Source organism: Planctobacterium sp. AWM4_229, assembly GCF_056160305.1.
Window position 1 is genome coordinate 59,602 of record NZ_JBSWWX010000008.1, and the last position, 17,681, is coordinate 77,282.

The window sequence follows — 17,681 nt, forward strand, 5'->3', positions numbered from 1 at the left end:
TGCGCTCAGCTTAAAGCTCTAAATTTTGAAATGCTTCTGTCAGCTCTTTTACTTTTACTTCGGCATCTTCAAAGTCATAAGCAAAAATTGCCTCACTCAATGGTTTTAACTGATCATTTAAGGATGTGTTTTTGAGCAGCGCTGCTAACGCTTCAATGGTTTCTGCTGCATCAGTATCAAATTCATCCACCTGTTCGCTTAATTTTTCCAGTAATAAGACAACTTGCGTTGCATCAAAACTGGTTGATTCGCACTCGGGTTCTTGCAACGTGCTGAGTACACTCAGTATTTCAGAGAGGCTAATGGTCAACTCCCCTAAAACATTGTCTAATCCTGTCAGGCTATTCTTTGCTTTTATCTCCAGTTCCCTTGCTAATTCAAATACCTGGGTTGCTCCTATGTTACCTGCGGTGCCTTTTAATGTATGAGCCAAACGCACGGCCAGTTCCTGGTCTTGAGTTTCTATTGCCTGATTAAAGTCATTAACAAAGCATTCATTTGAACTATTAAAACGACGTAATAATTTTAGATACAGAGGTTTGTTATTCTGTGTAGTAGCCAGACCCGCTTTGATGTCAATGCCATTTAGCTCTGGGATGTGGACATCTTCATTTGTTTGCGTCTTTTCTATCGATTTCGGATGTATCGGGTTGGCTGGAGTTATCCACTTCGCCATAGTGATAAACATGTCGTTTACTGATATGGGTTTGGCGATATGGTCGTTCATACCTACATCCAATACTTTTTCCCGGTCTCCTGCCATGGCATTGGCTGTCATGGCAAGTATCGGGAGCGACTGGAATTCGGGTTGTTGCCTGATGGCCTTGGTGGCACTGTAGCCGTCCATCACTGGCATCTGACAGTCCATCAATATCCCGTCAAAGGCTTTGCCTTCACGGTGATAAGTCGTAAGCGTATCAATCGCCTCTTGACCATTCTCAGCTAAGGTCACTTTAATATTGTTCAGCGTGAGTAATTCGGTGGCGAGCTCCTGATTCATCTGGTTATCTTCCACCAATAAAATATCAGCGCCAGCTAGATTGTTGACGGCGTCTTCAGCGCGTTTGTCCGATTTGTCTTCATTGCGGTGATTTACCACATCCTTGCCCATCGCCATCAATATCCCATCTAGCATGTGGGAAGGGGTGACAGGTTTGGTTAAAAAGCCTTTTATTTCAACGCCTTCAGAGGCACCGGCTGCCTCTTCCCTACCGTAAGCCGTCACCATAATAATGGTAGGGGGGTGTGCCGTAGAGTCATTTTCCTGAATCTCTTGTGCAGTGCGTACACCGTCTTTTCCCGGCATTTTCCAGTCCATCAACACCAGTTGGAATGGGTCGCTATTGTCAGCTTCGTTCACCATGGCAATAGCTTCATCACCACTGGCGGCCTGATCAACGCGAAAGCCAAATTGTGCAATCATTTGCGATAAGATCTCTCGCGCTGTGCTGTTGTCGTCGACCACCAAAATTCGAAGAACTCCAAGATCACTGACGGCAGGACGACGTTTCGATACTTCTCCCGATTGCACCTCAGTTGTGATGGTGAAGGAAAAGGTACTTCCAATGTCTTTTTCGCTCTCTACCCAAATTTCACCCTGCATCATTTCAGTCAGTTTGCGGGAAATGGTGAGACCCAATCCGGTGCCGCCATATTTACGCGTGGTTGAACTGTCTGCCTGAGAAAATGATTGAAACAGTTTGGCTTGTTGTTCCGGCGTCATGCCAATCCCGGTGTCTTGCACATCAAATTGCAAAGTCACCTTGTCGGATTCAACTCCTTTACTTGTGACTCTGATAATGACTTCACCACCTGATTCCGTAAATTTAACTGCGTTGTTACCCAGGTTTATCAGTATTTGGCCCAATCGAAGCGGATCGCCAATTAACGCCATCGGGGCTTGAGGGTCGATATCGTAGTGCAACTCAATACCTTTTTCTTCCGCCTTTAAACCCACCAGATTGGCCAGGTTATCCATCACATCCTCGAGTCGGAAGGGAATAAATTCAATGTCTAATTTGCCGGCTTCGATTTTGGAAAAGTCCAGAATATCGTTAATAATACCGAGTAAAGATTCTGCGCTTCTGTGTACTTTTTCAATGTAATTCTTCTGTTTCTTGGTGAGGTCTGTCTGAAGTGCCAAGTGGCTCATGCCAATAATGGCATTCATGGGAGTGCGAATTTCATGACTCATATTGGCCAGAAAATCTGACTTTGCCTGATTTGCTGCTTCGGCTGCGCGCTCAGATTTAATTAAATCATTTTCTATATGTCGTTGCCGTGTTACATCCCGTATTCCAGCAATGACAAAGAGCTGCTCATCCACGTGAATCGGACTCAGATTGATTTCTACCCACAACCGTTGGCCGGATTTTGTAACTGCTTCAATATCTCTGCGCTGAGACATGTCCATGCGTTTCGGGCTGTGCATAAAGCTGCTTATGTGATGCTGATGTCCTTGGTGATAGTCTTGTGGAATAAACAGCTCAACCGGCTGATTTAAAACTTCTTTGTAGCTGTATCCAAATACCCGGCATGTGGCTTCGTTGAGCTCAACAATAATGCCTTTATCATTGACCACCAAGATGGGGTCTGGAGTGGCTTCCAGAAGTTTATTAGAACGTTCTTGCGCATCCTTCAACAACTGCTCCGTCTGTTTTAAGGAAGTGACATCCGCTGCGCATCCAATAAATCTCAGAGCTTTACCTTGTTTGTCACGTTTTATTACCCTGCCTCTATCTTCTACCCAGTACTCCTTGCCTAAAGGTGAGATGATACGGTGGGTGCTTCTATAAGGGGTGTCTTCTTTCAGACTACTGATAATTTTTTCATGCACCCTTAGTTTATCGTCATCATGCACTGCCTCGGCAAACTCTGACATTTTGATAAGGAGACTAGCATCTCGGTTTTCTTGGAAGCTTAACCAGTTTTGGTTTAATTGGATTTGGTCAGTGCTGAGATCCCAATCCCAAATAATATCGCCTGATACATCTACGGCATAATCATAACGCTCTTCAGAATCTTTTAGTGCTTGTTCCGCTTCTTGACGTTTTTGCGTCATCAGATTAATTGATTGGGCAAGCATATCCTGTTCGCAACGACTTTTTACTTGTTTGGAAAAGTCGCCTTTTGCAATTGCACCGCAGACATCTGCAATACTGCTAAAGGCATTAGAGACTTGCTGGTGGGCTTGCATTAACTCGCGAAATTCAGAAATGATCAACTTACCATCTGGTTGTGCATCATGGTGTTTGCCCAATGCTAAGGCTTTTGCTGATTCCACGACTCGGGTAATTTGGGAGACTAAACGTGATGAAAATGATGCAATTAAAAATACGATAGCCAGTACACCAAAGAAAGCAAGCAGCATACTGTTACGAATATTATTGATGGGGTTGCTGAGCACCGTTTCATGTGAAACGCTGATGATTATTTTCCAACTACCGGTGGGAATGCGAGATTTGATGTAAAAGTGTGGTTGCTCAGTCTGTGGATCAACATCATCAATGATTTGCAATTCTTCGGTAAGCTTGGATTTGATGGCAGCATAGTCAGTATCGTTTATCGATTTGGTTTTGATATCGGTGCTTTCAAGAGTAGATGCGATAACATTGTCTTGGCGACTCAGAAGGATTATTTCGACATTTTTTTCTTCGGCTATTTCCGCGATCAGACTCTCCAAGCTGTCGAGTGATCTGTCTACGCCTGCAATGCCTTTAAATTGATTATCGATGACAATTGGCCAGGTATATTCGACAATTAGTTTACCCTGATATGTGTAGGGCTCTGTGATCATAAATTGTGGTGTTTGAGTGGCCAGATATTGCTTTTTTTGACCTCCATAATAGAGGCTTGACTCCATGTCTTTCAGTGGCTCCAGTAACAATTGCTGATCGTCTTCAATACTGCGATACCAATAAGGTAAAAACCGGCCATCTTGGTCAATACTGCTCGGAACAACCGATGGCATTAAATCCTTGCCATCTGCGTTTGGCTCGTAGCCAAAATAGACACCGGTAAACGTTGGATTTTCCTGTAATATGCGACGCGCCAGATCGACTGATTTTAGGCGATAACCAAACATTATCTCTTCCTGAGTCAGGGCCATCATCTTTGCTGCTAACACGGCTTCTTGATTTTCCTTCTCAATCTTTTCACCCAATTTTTTCGCTAGCAGCTGTAAATGACGTTTCGATTCAGACAAGGAATGGTGATAATTCACCCAGCCATTGTATGCTACCATCGCAACAACAATGGTCACCAATGGCATTACGAGCAATACAAACATCCGGCCTGAAAATGAACGAGGATTGAGAAACTTATACAAACTCATTGTCATTAATCTCCTTGTTCAGCCATATCGGAATATTGTTGTTGAATTTTACGGATTCTGGGCAGGCACTGGATAAAGAGCGGTACTAAATGGGGATCAAAGTGCTCGCCAGCTTCTTCTTCCAGTAGTTGGATAACTTTTTCTTCTGGCCAAGCTTTTTTGTAGGGTCTTTCGCTAGTTAGCGCGTCGAAGACATCCGCAATGGCGACAATACGCGCTGATAGCGGAATATCATAACCCTCTAAACCATTGGGATAACCTTTTCCATTCCATTTCTCATGGTGGAAGAGGGCCACTTCTCTTGCTAATTGCAGCAGTGGTGAAGGGTGATCACCAATAATCTCTCCGCCATATTCGGCATGTTTTTGCATAACAAGCCATTCTTGCTCATCTAGCTTTCCCGGTTTTAGCAGGATGCGATCAGGGATACCGATTTTACCGATATCATGCATTGGTGCTGCGTTGTATAGTAATTCACACCAGTCTTCTGGTTCACCTATCTCTTCTGCCAAAAAGCGACTAAACCAACTCATGCGAATAACATGCATACCGGTTTCATTGTCTTTGAATTCCGCAGCTCTACCCAAGCGACGAATTATCTCTACACGGGTGTCGTGCAGCTCTTTGGTACGTTGTATCACTAATTGTTCAAGATGGCGTGATTGATCGTATAAAGCTAGTTGGGTTCTAACCCGAGCCAATACCAGAGGCGGACTAACCGGCTTGGTTATGTAGTCCACGGCACCTAAGAGAAAGCCTTTTTTTTCGTCTTCCACTTCTGATTTGGCGGTGACGAAAATCACTGGAATTTTGGCGGCGTATGGGTCAGATTTCAAGCGTTCACAAACCTCGTAACCATCCATTTCAGGCATCATTACATCTAGCAGAATTAAATCTGGGGGCTTATTCCCCATAGCAATTTTTAAGGCGAGGCGACCGTTTAAAGCGGCTTGTACTTTATAGTCTTGGCTCAGGATGCCAGTGAGGACATCAATGTTTTCAGGCGTATCATCTACCACCAATATGCTGGCCTTATTACTGCTGACCATCTTGAGCTCCCCCTATAATTGTTTCAATCTCAGATAAAAGTAACTGGCTTTCGATAGGCTTTTTTACAAAAGCAAGAATTCCTAGTTCTTTTAGTGATTCGATTTGATTTGGATCTGTTTCTCCTGAAACGATAATCACTGGGAGCGCAGTTAATTTAGGATCATTTCGAATTTCGCGTAATGTTTGGAAGCCATCCATGCCTGGCATGACGAGATCAAGAATAACTAAATCGGGTTTACTTTTTTGCAGTTGCTTCAATGCAATTTGGCCGTTAATTGCGGCTTTGCATTTACAGTTATTGGGTAACAGGCCCTTTATCAGTTCGATGTTTGCTGGTTCATCATCAACTATCAATACCACCTTGTTCACATATTTCTCCCATGTAATTCCCTTGCAATTCTCTTTCTGTCCAATCAAGTGGGTACATCAAGTTGAATCCGCGTGTTTTAATTAATGTAGACAAAGTTCTTGGAAAATCACGCTTATCGCGCATTAACATGTTCAATAAATTGGGTAAGTGGGATGTGATGTGGATTACATCAACCATTTCGCGTTGAAGGGTAAATACTTACACGGAAGAATCGTTATTAAGGAGCTTTAAGATGACGAACCCAGAGTGGTCGGGTTCGTCTTTTCAGTAGTTACGAAGCTGCAATAATTTTCTTGCGCTTCGAAGGTTTGATTTGGGCCCATTTGTTCATATCAAAGCGGGAGCCGTGCACAAGGAAAGACATGGCCACGTTATCCATATCGATAAGTTCGTCTTCTTTAATGTTGTGGAAGTTGGAGTAACGCATTTTGTCGGCGTTGAACATCACTACAATGCCGGAACCAAACACTTCCAGTTTGTCATCTGGGGTAATAAAAGCGGCGGTATCTTCACCCACTCCGATGCCGCGTTTGCTGTAACCTGAGGCCATAAAGGCACAAATACGTGGGATGCGGCCGCGCTCCATAAAGTGGGTATCGACCGTGGTACTGGCGGTGATGCCAAAACCCGGTTCAAAGAATACTGCGCCTTTTTGGAAGTCTTTGCCGTCGCCTTCATAAATCAGCGGGTCGCTCATTACCATGGCGCCAGCGCTTGTACCGGCTAAATGCAGGCCCGATAAGAAGTGACGGTTTTTGATGATCTTTAATAATTCTGTATGTAAGAACACATGGGCCAGTTTTACCTGGTCGCCACCAGTAAAGAAGATCAGATCGGCCTCTTTGGCGATTTCCAGAAAACGCTCGTTTTCGGTATCGCGGCGTTCTTTAATATCCAGAATTTCGATTTTTTCTACACCCAGGCGACGAAAGGTGTCTTTGTATTCATCGCCCAGCTCGTAGCCATACATGGAGGCGGTAGGTACCACAGCCACATAACGGGCTTTGGTTTTGTCTACCAGGTTTCGGAGCACGCCACTGTTGCTGTTTCTATCTTCTGCGCCTCCGATTAGGGTTAAAGTACCTTTGTTATTATGCATTACGTTAAACACCAATTTTTCTACCTATACTGCTAAGGATCTGGCGGTCCTTAAAGGGTTGCCGGTTGTAAGATGATTTTTTTGCCAAAGTGGGCTTTGATTTCGTGTAGTACCAGGGAAAAGAATTCATCCTCGAATTCTACTTGCATGGTTTCAGGCTCAGCATCGCCGCGGCGAATTTCTACATCGTTGCCTTTACGGATCATCACTATGGCGCCGGGTTCCATATCTTCTGCCAGAATCATTTCTGTCTCGTTGGGATCTTCGAGCACCAATAAATCCGAGCTATTGTAATACATTCCTTCCGTTTCGTAGACCGCTAATGGCATTTCAGCCATCAACATTTCTACTCTGGGATTTCTCAGCACGTTGCGCATATTGGCGTTGTAATCAGGATTTACTGGAAACTCGTGCTTTTTCAGGAACATACCGTCAGTACAGACGCCTGCCGGGTAACGACAGATATCGTGGTGCATGATGTAATCGATAATGCGCTTCATGCCTGGTTTGCTGAGTTTATTGAAGGTCAGGATAGGAATGCGGGCATCCAGGCTTTCATCAAAGAAGGTTTCGATGATGCGGGTGGGTACATCGATGGAACGTCCATAGGCGGGTTTTAAGTGCATATAAATGCCCGGTGCCGCGTTGATCTCGATGATACCGAAGTTGGCGCGTTTTTGGCCTTTTACTGGTTTCCAGTCGTTAGCGATATCATCGGTGATCACATCCAGGGCGAAAACCGTCAGTTTAAAATGTTGTGCTATAGCACGACTCATGGCGATGATTTCGGGGTGTACGATATCTGTTACATCTTCGCTCACTCCGCCCAACGACAGGTTGGCCACTTTGCGCAGATGGACTTTTTCGCCGCGCTCTAATACTGAGTCACGGGTCAAGCCCGCATCACTTAACGTATTATCCATCACATCATCTGTCAGGATTTTACCTAGTGGTGAGGTGGCTGTATCGGCGCGAATTTCTTTGCCGTTTTCGATATTAATTAGCTCCATGATGGTGGACTCACCATCGCCAATTACATAGGCCGCTTCTCGTTTTAAGGCTGCCACAAACTCGCCATCTACACATAAAATACGATGGTCGTTACCGGTAACGAAGGTTTCCACAATAATAGACTGCGGTTCGCCTTCTGGCACTGCGGCTACGGCATTAATAAAGGCTTTGCGCAGCTGATCTTCGTTTTCAATATTGGCCGTAACACCAATACCCTTGTGTCCCACTACCGGTTTGCACACCACCGGGTAGCCGATATCTTCGGCAACTTCAATAGCTTCTTCTAGTTCATATACCACTTCGCCTTCGGGTACCGGGAAGCCATATTCCGCCAGAAAGGCTTTGCAATCGTCTTTGCGACAGGTGAAGTCAGAGTCGACGTGGCTATCCACATCAAAGGTTGTGGCGATACCGCGGATCATGCTTTTGCCATAGCCGTATTGAAACAGGCCTTCGTCCCATAAATAGGTGACGGGTACGTGTTTTTTGGCGGCAGCTTTAAGCAGGCTATAGGAAGTAGGGCCGCCAAATACCGAACGATTGAAGGACTCCTGCAATTCCGCAAACTGGGCATCGTAATCAAATTCGTTGTTGTCTGGATCGCAGATGTATTCAAACCAATCCCAGACAAAATAAACCACTTTCCAGGACGTGGTTTTGTGGATCACCTGAAAGGCGATACGGGCACCGTGTTCTTTTTCCTGTACTTCCCATTTTTCCATGTGCAGGTTGAGATCCAGGCGGTTAACCACAGACACCGTATGGCCAAACAGTTGTGCGTAGTTTTCACACTCTACCTTGGCCAGTTCTGGTAAACGCTCTGCCACCGCCGAATGGATGTCGTTCAACGGCGCAGGTTTGGGGTGACCAGTAAAGGCAAAATCAAACGCCAACGCTTCGCAGGACAAATCCGGGTTGGGCCCAACATAGTGACGTAAATTAAATACATCAAATGCGTCTGAGTCTTTCGCATTTGTTCGAGAAGTTTGTTCTGCCACGAAGTCAGTCATGAGGTTGTCCTATAGCGTATTAGCTGAGTATTGGATTGCGCAAATTTGAACCCTGTCTGGTTCAAGCTATCAAATGTCTTTAAGCATAGCAATAAAGGAAAAATTACCAATTTTTATCCCGTAAATAGCCATTCATAAGCTGTGAAATCTTATGCGTAAATCATTGCAATTCAGTGATATGAGAGCGATTGCAGAAAAATTGTTGAATAACTATGCAATCGAAATAATTTAGCCATAAAAAGCCCCTAGTCTGGTGGCAATCGTTTTTTCCTGAACTAGGCTAAAAAAGGAGTAGCGCACATTGTCTTACACAGAGGGTTTCATGAGCATCGAGCAGGACTTTAAGCTTTTTTCGGGTAATTCCTTTTCGGAGTTATTCGCCAATGACATTCAGGACGGAAAATACGGCTATTATGTGTCTTATCCCAGTACCGCGGGTTGGAGTCATTTTCCCAATGATCAGAAGTACCTGATCCAGGATGGCAACTCTGAAGAGAGCAAAGTCCCCTACAATAAAACGGCCCAGATGGAACCCTGGCGGGTATTGTCGGTGATGGGGGATGGCATTCCCGCTATCTTGATGGAAAAGCCCTCCGATCCCCTTTTGACTTACTGGCGGGAGCATTTTGGTTTTAAGTACGACAATCTGGATGTTTATCCTCACCAAAACATATTTAATGAACTGAACGAGTCAGATAAATATGACAAGATCCTGTCGTTGTTTCCCTTTGATCATCTCAAAAAAGAAAAGCACGCTATCGACCCCGATGAACACTATCGATTATTGAGCAAAGTAACACTGGCTGAGATGGGAGTGCATTATCCCAAATTTACTCACTACGATTTAACCCAGGTGGATATCAGTCAGGTGAAAGTGCCCGATGAATATCCGTTTTTGGTGAAGGTGTCTCATGGCCTGGCGGGTGAAGGCACTTATATCATTCGCAACCAGGAAGACCTGGATTTTTGCTCAATCGATATCCGTCAGTACATTAAAGCGGGTCTGGTGCGCACGGTATTGGTATCGGAATTTGTACTCAACGAAGTGGGTAACTACTGTGTCCAGTTTTATGTGGATCGAGAGGGCAAAGCCACACTATTAGGTGCAACTAATCAGATGGTCACCGAAGACGGTGAAATGATCGGTGGTGTGATCCGTTATAGCGATACGATGGATAAGTTTCAGCACAAAATAGCTGTACTCAGTCGATTCCTGCATAAACACGGTTATTTTGGTGTAGTGGGCGTAGACGTATTGGAAAATGCCGAAGGCGAAATGTTTGTGATTGATGCCAACATACGCATTAATGGCTCAACGCCTTTATGCGTTTTGCGCCGCAATCTTCAGCAGGAAAAGAAAGAGTACGCTAAGTTTTCCACCGGCTATTCGGTGGATTGCAGTCTGGATGAGGCCATGGTGCGTTTACATCGGGATCTGGAGCACAAAGACTTTGTGATTGTGTCTGCCAATGAGTATATCGAAGATAAAAAATTGAAGACGCATATCTACGGCATTATCGCTGGTGAGACCCTCGATCAGATGTTTGCCATTGAAAATCGGTTGAGAATGTTGGGGGTACACGGGTAGTATCGGAGCTCAATGCAATGCGAAGCGAAACTATTCCAACCCAACAGGAACGATAATGATAAGAAAACTCACATTGGCGCTTAGCGCGATCTTTGCGGTTCATGCCACGGCAGACATCGCCATTCAGGCGGAAAAATTAGAGCCAAAAACGGTTGAATGGCGTCGTCATTTCCATCAAAACCCGGAGTTATCCAACCGCGAGTTTGAAACAGCAAAGTATATTGCTAGCTATATGCGAGAACTGGGCTTTGAGGTACAAACTGGTGTAGCAATTACTGGTGTTGTCGCTGTGTTAGATAGCGGCAAACCCGGTCCGGTTGTGGGGCTTCGAGCCGATATGGATGCCCTGCCAGTGCAGGAAGTTAACGATTTATCCTGGAAGTCCACCGCCCGTGGCGAGTACAACGGCAACGACGTCCCCGTGAGTCATGCTTGTGGCCACGATACCCACATGGCCATGTTGATGGGTGCAGCAACATTATTGGCGCAAAACAAAGATAAATTAAAAGGCAAAGTGAAGTTTATCTTTCAGCCTGCTGAAGAAGGTGCCCCTGCCGGTGAGCGCGGTGGCGCAGAAGTGATGGTAGAAGAGGGTGTGCTAAAAAATCCTGATGTGGATGTGATTTTTGGTTTGCACATCTGGGCTGGCCTGGAAGTGGATACCGTGGCGTATCGCGCTGGAGGCATCATGGCCGCGGTGGACCCCTTCAAAGTGGTGGTTAAAGGTAAACAGGCACACGGTGCTTACCCCTGGATGAGTGTTGACCCCGTGGTGACTTCAGCTCAAATTATTATGGGCCTGCAAACTATTGTCAGCCGCGAACTAGAGCTGGTTGAAGATGGCGCAGTGGTCACTGTAGGTAAAATCCAGGGCGGAGTTCGCTCTAATATCATTCCCAACGAAGTGGAAATGGTGGGTACCATTCGCACTTTAAACGATGCAGCTCGAGAGCATATTTATGAGTCGTTACCGCGCAAGGTAAAAGCCATTGCCGAAAGCATGGGGGCGACAGCTGAGGTGACCTTGCCACTGGATTACAATTATCCGGTGACTTACAACGATCCTGAATTGATGGGCGAGATGCTGGACACGCTAGTGCGTACTGCAGGTAAAGATAATGTGATCAGCCGCAAACCCACTACAGGCGCGGAAGATTTCTCCTTCTTCCAGAAAGAAATTCCTGGTCTGTATCTATTCCTGGGGGGCAAACCCAAAGACGTACCAGACAGCGAAGCCCCAGCTCACCATACACCAGAGTTTTACGTGGATGATGAAGGTATGAATCTAGGGGTTAAATTACTGACGAACCTCACCATGGATTATATGAACAAGCATTAATCCACAAAGCTATTAATCGCTTTTACAAGGCAGCCAATCGGCTGCCCTATTCTTTTGAGAGTGACTATCAGTTCAAATTGTAAACAAATTTTTGTAACCATTGATGTCTGAGAGCGGCGAAATATTCCCGATTGATTAAGCTTGGGGAATGTCTTCCTTTGGAAATGGTTATGAATAAGCTACAAAAAACCTCTGTTTTTGGTTTTGTACTCTTAGTTGTCACTGCGCTGGGTGTGACCAGTTGCGGCGGCGGCTCTTCCACCACAACCAGCAATACGCCCGGTACTCCTTCAACGCCTACCACACCTACTACTCCTGGCGCCCCAACACCACCAGAGCCTGGCATAGCGGCCAGCGAATTTGCAGACTTGATTCAGGATATGGATTTAAATGCCATTCTGGATACGGCGTGGCCGATACTGTCACTGCGAGATCCGGAAAGTGTTTTAGGCTTAGGCCTAGCTGAAGCGTACCAACTAGATACGTTGTCGCTGACGCCTATCGACTTTCCTTATCAGGTGACTACCATTGCCATGTGGCAGGCACTTTTTGAGCGATTACAGGTAATCGACAGAGATAGTTTAGATACGGCACAGCAAGTTAATTACGATAGCCTTTTTTGGCTTGCTCAGCGCAATGCTGAAATGCGGGATTTTATCTATTTTGATTATCAGGCCACTTATTTTCTCACGGGCGTTCCCAGCGGTACGCAATTGTTTTTTTCTGATCTGCATCCCTTGCAAACAGAATCCGATGTGCAAGATTATTTAACGCGACTGACTTTCGTAGATGAAAAGTTCACCCAACTTATTACTAACTTACAGGAAATGGAGGCCTTCGGTGTTGTTGAGCCGCTATTTACATTAGATGTTTCAATTAATGTGCACGGCAATGCCGTCAGTAATATTGATGGGTCGGCGTATTTCGCCAACTTCAGCAGTAAACTGGATGACATCAGCAGTTTAACCAACACTCAAAAAGAGAGCTTTCGCGATACCGCCAGAGCCACCATCAGAGATGAGATTGTGCCAGCCTACAACCAGCTTGTGAGTTTTCTGCAAGCACAACGCAATCGCGCACCCCAGCAGATTGGTGTAGGGCAATTTCCCGGCGGTGATGCTTATTATCAGCAACGCTTGCGTTATCACACCACTACTGATTTAACTGCACTGGAAATTCACGAACTGGGACTGCAGGAGATAGAGAGAATTCACAGCGAATTGCGGCAGCGATTTGATGAGCTGGGCTATCCGGCTACCGAATCGCTACAGCAGCTCTTTTCGCGCGTAGCACAAGATGGCGGTTTTATTGCACCTTCTCAGATCATCAATACCTATGAACAGCTAATTGCCGACGCAGAGACCAGGATGGTGCCGCTATTCAATCGTTTTCCGGTACAACAAGTGAGAGTGGTGGGCGGACCAACGGGTGGTTTTTACGTCAGAGGGTCGTTGGATGGTTCTCGCGATGGGGCGTTTTTTGCTCAGAATGTCAATTCAGAAGCGTATTTTATTATGCCCACCCTGGCCTATCACGAGGCGATGCCTGGTCATCACATGCAAATTGCGCTTGCCCAGGAAACAGCTTTGCCAGATTTTCGTCGTAACTTTCCGGCTACCGGTTATATCGAAGGCTGGGGGTTGTATGCAGAGCGTCTGGCGGGGGATTACAACTGGTATGCCAATGATATCTATGGCGATATCGGCCGGCTTAATTTTGAAGCGTTGAGAGCGGCGCGACTGGTTGTAGATACCGGCATTCACGCATTTGGCTGGAGTCAAACAAGGGCGGTAGCCTGGTTTGAAGAAAACGTCGGAGTAAGTAACAACAGTGCTTTGGGTAACATTGCCCGGTATAGCATCTATACCGGGCAGGCCACGGCCTATATGACTGGCATGTTAAAGATAGTAGAACTGCGCGAGCGCATGCGAGAGGCGCAGGGCGACAGTTTTGATATCAGGGCCTTTCATGACTTGGTACTGGATAATGGTGCCTTGCCGCTGACTGTCCTGGAGGCACAAGTGGACCGAACCATTGCCAATGATTGAAGCGTAGTGACTTTTTCTTAATCAATTACAAACAAAGCTCAACAGGTTCTGACAGATCAGAGCTTTGTTGCGGCTGCTTGTCAGGTATACTGCCGTTAATCAGTAGCTACAACGACAATTAAACTATGCCAGAAATCCAATTACTGCTCGACAATAATGTTAAATGGGCAGAACAGATTGATGAAGAAAAACCCGATTTTTTCGATAAGTTGTCGAAACAGCAAAAACCCAAGTACCTCTGGATTGGTTGTGCTGACAGTCGCGTACCTGCAAATGAAATTGTGGGGCTGCTACCGGGTGAACTCTTTGTGCACCGCAATGTAGCTAACATGGTGGTCCACACCGATCTGAATTGTTTATCGGTTTTACAATTTGCAGTTGATGTCCTGAAAGTAAAACACATCATTGTTTGCGGCCATTATGGTTGTGGAGGCATAACAGCGGCTTTAAAAGGCGAACCGCTGGGACTGATAGACAATTGGCTTGGCCATATTCAGGATGTTGCGGTGAAGTATGCCGATGAACTTGAAGGCCTGGAAGGCGAAGCGAAAGATGATCGCATGTGTGAGCTCAATGTACGCGAGCAAGCCCTGAATGTACTGCGCACTTCTGTAGTTAAATCGGCCAAATCTGCCGGACAGGATATTCAAGTACACAGCTTTATCTACAGTATTAAAAACGGACGTCTGAAAAAACTTGGACAGGATATGACCTTACCCGCCTGAGGTTAGCTGATGTAGTTGCAGGTTTGGTTTGCTGTGCAGCAAACCACTTTTACCGGCCGATAAAGACAAGCTTTTTGCAAGTCCCGCTGCATACAATCGCCGGTAAAAGGGCAGGGTTTCTTCATAGTAAGGTAATAATTCGGCAAACGAGCTGGCGCCATCTACTTTGGTTTGCAGTGCATTAACGAAATCATGCAGCCATGTCAGCGCATGATTGCTCAGGTTTTCTCGTGTTTTGAGTGCTACTTGCCAAGTGAGATCCTCTTGTAGTGCGCAAACGGCGATACATTCCACATCCCTAATTTGGCATTTTTCTTCAGGTATTAAACTGAGCCTTAATTGCCCTTTCCATAAGTACAAGAAATATTCGTTCCCTGTTACGGGTTTGAAAGCAAACTCGGCGCTTAGCACCAGCATAGATAAGGCATAATCGCTGATAATTTCGACATTGGATTTTGAATTAAGCTCGATAGCAGGAAACCAAAGCGTGCTCAATAAATGACCGCCTTTTCCCTGAGGATTTGCAATTTTTGCCACAATAACTACCCCAAATCGCTTGCCAATAGCACCTTAAAAAATCGCCAGGTGCCATTTTCTAATTTTACGCCAAATAATCAAAAATAATTGTAAATCAAATGTTTAACCTGACCACAAGGTCAATCGGATCGTATAAAAATACAACAGTTTTTTAAAAATTTTGTTAAAAAACTTTGATCCAAAAATAGTTTTCACTCATAATTCATTCAACTGGTCGGATGTCAGATGAGTGAATATTATGAGTATACGTACAACCTTTAAGAAAGTTTTACCCCCAATTTCTGTTACAGAGCAGGAAGCGCTGGATGCTGGCGATGTTTGGCTGGAAGCTTCAGTGTATCGCGGTGTACCTGATATGGCGGCATTGAGAAATGTGCCAAAAGCAACATTAAGTGCAGATGAGCAAGCCTTTATCGATGGCCCGCTGCGCGAACTAATTGAAATGGTAGATGACTACCGTCTGCAAGAAGACGGTGTGCATGTACCACAAGAAATTCTGGATTTCTTAGGCAAGAACAAATTCTTCGCTTTGATTATTCCAAAAGCATACGGTGGTCTGGAGTTCAGCCCCTACGCAAATTCGACTATCGTATCAAAAATTGCTTCTCGTAGCTGTGCGGTAGCGGTAACCGTTATGGTACCTAACTCACTGGGTCCGGGTGAGCTGTTAATGCACTATGGTACTAAAGCACAGCAAGAGCAGTGGTTGCCGAAATTGGCTGTTGGTCAAGACATGCCTTGTTTTGCTTTAACAGGTCCAGACGCTGGCTCTGATGCGGGTGCTATCCCTGATGTAGGTGTGGTGACCAAAGGTACATGGGAAGGCAAAGAAGTTTTAGGTCTTTCCGTAACTTGGGACAAGCGTTATATCACCCTTGCACCGATTGCTACTGTATTGGGTTTGGCGTTTAAGTGTTTAGATCCAGATGGTTTGTTGGGTGACAAAGTAGAGCTGGGTATTACCTGTGCCTTGATCCCTAAATCTCACCCTGGCGTGCAGTTGGGTAACCGTCATGACCCAATGGGCATGCGTTTTTACAACGGTACCACGCGTGGTAAGGATGTGTTTATTCCGATGGATTTCATCATCGGTGGACAAAAGAACATCGGACGTGGCTGGCAGATGCTGGTGAGCTGTTTAGGGGCCGGTCGTGGTATATCCCTACCCGCTCTGGGAACCTCTTCAGCGCAGTCGGCGTTCAAGGCGGCTACTGAGTACTCTTTCGTACGTGAACAGTTCGGTGTGCCAATCGGTCGCTTCGAAGGTATTCAGGAAAAATTAGCAGATATGGCAGGTAAAACCTATTTGCTAGAAGCGATGCGTCAGTTGACCACAGAAGGTCTAGGATTAGGTCTGAAGCCTTCAGTTGTGACGGCTATGGCTAAATACCACATGACTGAACTCGGCCGTGAAGTTTTGCAACACGGTATGGACATCACTGCGGGTAAAGCTATCCAGCAAGGTCCGCAAAATACTATGGCAAATGGTTACAAAGCCCAGCCTATTGCTATCACGGTAGAAGGTGCCAACATCCTGACTCGTAGCTTGATGATTTTTGGACAAGGTACGATGCGTTGCCACCCTTATATGAAAGAGTTGGTTGAACAGATTCACAGCAATGAAAAAGGTGCTGATGCCAAGTTCAATTCTCTGTTGCGCAAGACTATTGGCTTCAGTGTTGCTAACGCTTTCCGCAGCTTAGGTAAGAGTTATTTACCTTTCACGCGCGGTAGTTCCAGTAAACTACCTGAGGTTAGAAAGTACGAGAAGCGCCTGAACAAAGTTGCCTCTAATCTGGCTACTATGGCGGACTTGGCACTGTTGGTGTTGGGTGGTGACCTGAAGAAAGCTGAAATGTTATCTGCCCGTTTAGGTGACATGATGAGCTACGGTTACATGTCGATGGCGGCAATCCGCTTTTACGAGCAAAAGGTGAGTGAAACCAATCGCGTTGATGCTAAGCCTTATTTTGAGTACGGTATTCAGTGGGCGTTACAGCAAGCTGAGCAAGCACAGAAAGCCTTTGTGGCGAACTTCCCGAACACTGCTGTTCGTGGATTGATGCGCTTGCTAACCGCAACTTACAGCAATAGCACTCACGCTATTTCTGATGACCTGGTGCGTGAATTATCAGAAGTGAGTTTGCAGAACAATGCGTTCCGCAAAGAGATCACTCATCTGGTAGAAACCAAGCCAGGCGATGGCTACGACATCAACTATCAGGCATTTGTAGCGAAACACGCAGTAATGCCTATGTTGCGCAAAATCCAGAAAGCGTTGCGTGCACAGCCTGTTGCACCTGCAACTGACTTCGCCGGGATCGTAACCGAAATGCAGAAGCGCGGTGTATTGAACCAGACTGAAGCAGACGCAGTATTAGATTATGATGCTAAGCGTCGTGTAGCAGTTCGAGTAGATGAATATGATTTTGATTTGAATCTACTGACTGATGAAGTTCCTGCTGAAGTTGAGCACAAACCTGCTGCTTAATCGAAGCAAAGAAACTTGAAAAGGCGACATTGTGTCGCCTTTTTTGTTTCCGCAAGTTATTGCTAATGGGTAGTAGAGGT

Annotated in this window: 11 protein-coding genes; 5 read left to right on the forward strand and 6 right to left on the reverse strand. The window is 45.6% G+C overall.

Going from position 1 to position 17,681, the window contains the following annotated elements; translation table 11 throughout:
- Positions 1–10 precede the first annotated feature (10 nt).
- From ACXAGP_RS17915 to ACXAGP_RS17935, 5 genes are all read right to left on the reverse strand, one after another.
- Positions 11–4,333 (reverse strand): response regulator, encoded by a 4,323-nt coding sequence (locus ACXAGP_RS17915; protein ID WP_475262921.1) that lies wholly within the window; start codon positions 4,331–4,333, stop codon positions 11–13.
- Positions 4,334–4,338: 5 nt separating this feature from the next.
- Positions 4,339–5,382 (reverse strand): HD domain-containing phosphohydrolase, encoded by a 1,044-nt coding sequence (locus tag ACXAGP_RS17920; RefSeq protein ID WP_475262922.1) that lies wholly within the window; start codon positions 5,380–5,382, stop codon positions 4,339–4,341.
- A complete protein-coding gene (locus tag ACXAGP_RS17925) occupies positions 5,369–5,752 on the reverse strand; it encodes a response regulator (RefSeq protein ID WP_475262923.1) in 384 nt (127 codons plus the stop codon). The genes ACXAGP_RS17920 and ACXAGP_RS17925 overlap by 14 nt, the downstream gene beginning before the upstream one ends.
- Positions 5,753–6,024: 272 nt before the next feature.
- Entirely contained in the window at positions 6,025–6,852 is an 828-nt protein-coding gene (locus ACXAGP_RS17930) for a cyanophycinase (protein WP_475262924.1), read from the reverse strand.
- 50 nt (positions 6,853–6,902) lie between these two features.
- Positions 6,903–8,873 carry an acetate--CoA ligase family protein gene (locus ACXAGP_RS17935; RefSeq protein ID WP_475262925.1) on the reverse strand — a complete coding sequence of 657 codons (1,971 nt, stop codon included), beginning with the start codon at positions 8,871–8,873 and terminating at the stop codon, positions 6,903–6,905.
- 322 nt (positions 8,874–9,195) lie between these two features.
- Between ACXAGP_RS17935 and ACXAGP_RS17940 the strand changes: the two genes are divergently transcribed.
- From ACXAGP_RS17940 to can, 4 genes are all read left to right on the forward strand, one after another.
- Entirely contained in the window at positions 9,196–10,461 is a 1,266-nt protein-coding gene (locus ACXAGP_RS17940) for an ATP-grasp domain-containing protein (RefSeq protein ID WP_475262926.1), read from the forward strand.
- 55 nt (positions 10,462–10,516) lie between these two features.
- Positions 10,517–11,800, forward strand: coding sequence for an amidohydrolase (locus tag ACXAGP_RS17945; RefSeq protein WP_475262927.1), 1,284 nt, complete (start codon positions 10,517–10,519; stop codon positions 11,798–11,800).
- 170 nt (positions 11,801–11,970) lie between these two features.
- Complete coding sequence (locus ACXAGP_RS17950) at positions 11,971–13,848, forward strand: DUF885 domain-containing protein (protein WP_475262928.1); 1,878 nt, start codon at positions 11,971–11,973, stop codon at positions 13,846–13,848.
- 125 nt (positions 13,849–13,973) lie between these two features.
- Entirely contained in the window at positions 13,974–14,573 is a 600-nt protein-coding gene (gene can, locus ACXAGP_RS17955; protein ID WP_475262929.1) for a carbonate dehydratase, read from the forward strand.
- Here can and ACXAGP_RS17960 read toward each other — a convergent pair.
- Positions 14,562–15,110, reverse strand: a complete 549-nt coding sequence (locus ACXAGP_RS17960; RefSeq protein WP_475262930.1) for a hypothetical protein — start codon at positions 15,108–15,110, stop codon at positions 14,562–14,564. The genes can and ACXAGP_RS17960 overlap by 12 nt on opposite strands.
- 238 nt (positions 15,111–15,348) lie before the next feature.
- Between ACXAGP_RS17960 and ACXAGP_RS17965 the strand changes: the two genes are divergently transcribed.
- Entirely contained in the window at positions 15,349–17,601 is a 2,253-nt protein-coding gene (locus ACXAGP_RS17965; RefSeq protein WP_475262931.1) for an acyl-CoA dehydrogenase, read from the forward strand.
- Positions 17,602–17,681: the final 80 nt, after the last annotated feature.

Coding starts and splice junctions, on each gene's coding strand:
- ACXAGP_RS17930 (WP_475262924.1), bottom strand. CDS start 6,852: ATGCATAATAACAAAGGTACTTTAACCCTAATCGGAGGCGCAGAAGAT.
- ACXAGP_RS17935 (WP_475262925.1), bottom strand. CDS start 8,873: ATGACTGACTTCGTGGCAGAACAAACTTCTCGAACAAATGCGAAAGAC.
- ACXAGP_RS17940 (WP_475262926.1), top strand. CDS start 9,196: ATGAGCATCGAGCAGGACTTTAAGCTTTTTTCGGGTAATTCCTTTTCG.
- ACXAGP_RS17965 (WP_475262931.1), top strand. CDS start 15,349: ATGAGTATACGTACAACCTTTAAGAAAGTTTTACCCCCAATTTCTGTT.
- ACXAGP_RS17920 (WP_475262922.1), bottom strand. CDS start 5,382: ATGGTCAGCAGTAATAAGGCCAGCATATTGGTGGTAGATGATACGCCT.
- ACXAGP_RS17915 (WP_475262921.1), bottom strand. CDS start 4,333: ATGAGTTTGTATAAGTTTCTCAATCCTCGTTCATTTTCAGGCCGGATG.
- can (WP_475262929.1), top strand. CDS start 13,974: ATGCCAGAAATCCAATTACTGCTCGACAATAATGTTAAATGGGCAGAA.
- ACXAGP_RS17945 (WP_475262927.1), top strand. CDS start 10,517: ATGATAAGAAAACTCACATTGGCGCTTAGCGCGATCTTTGCGGTTCAT.
- ACXAGP_RS17950 (WP_475262928.1), top strand. CDS start 11,971: ATGAATAAGCTACAAAAAACCTCTGTTTTTGGTTTTGTACTCTTAGTT.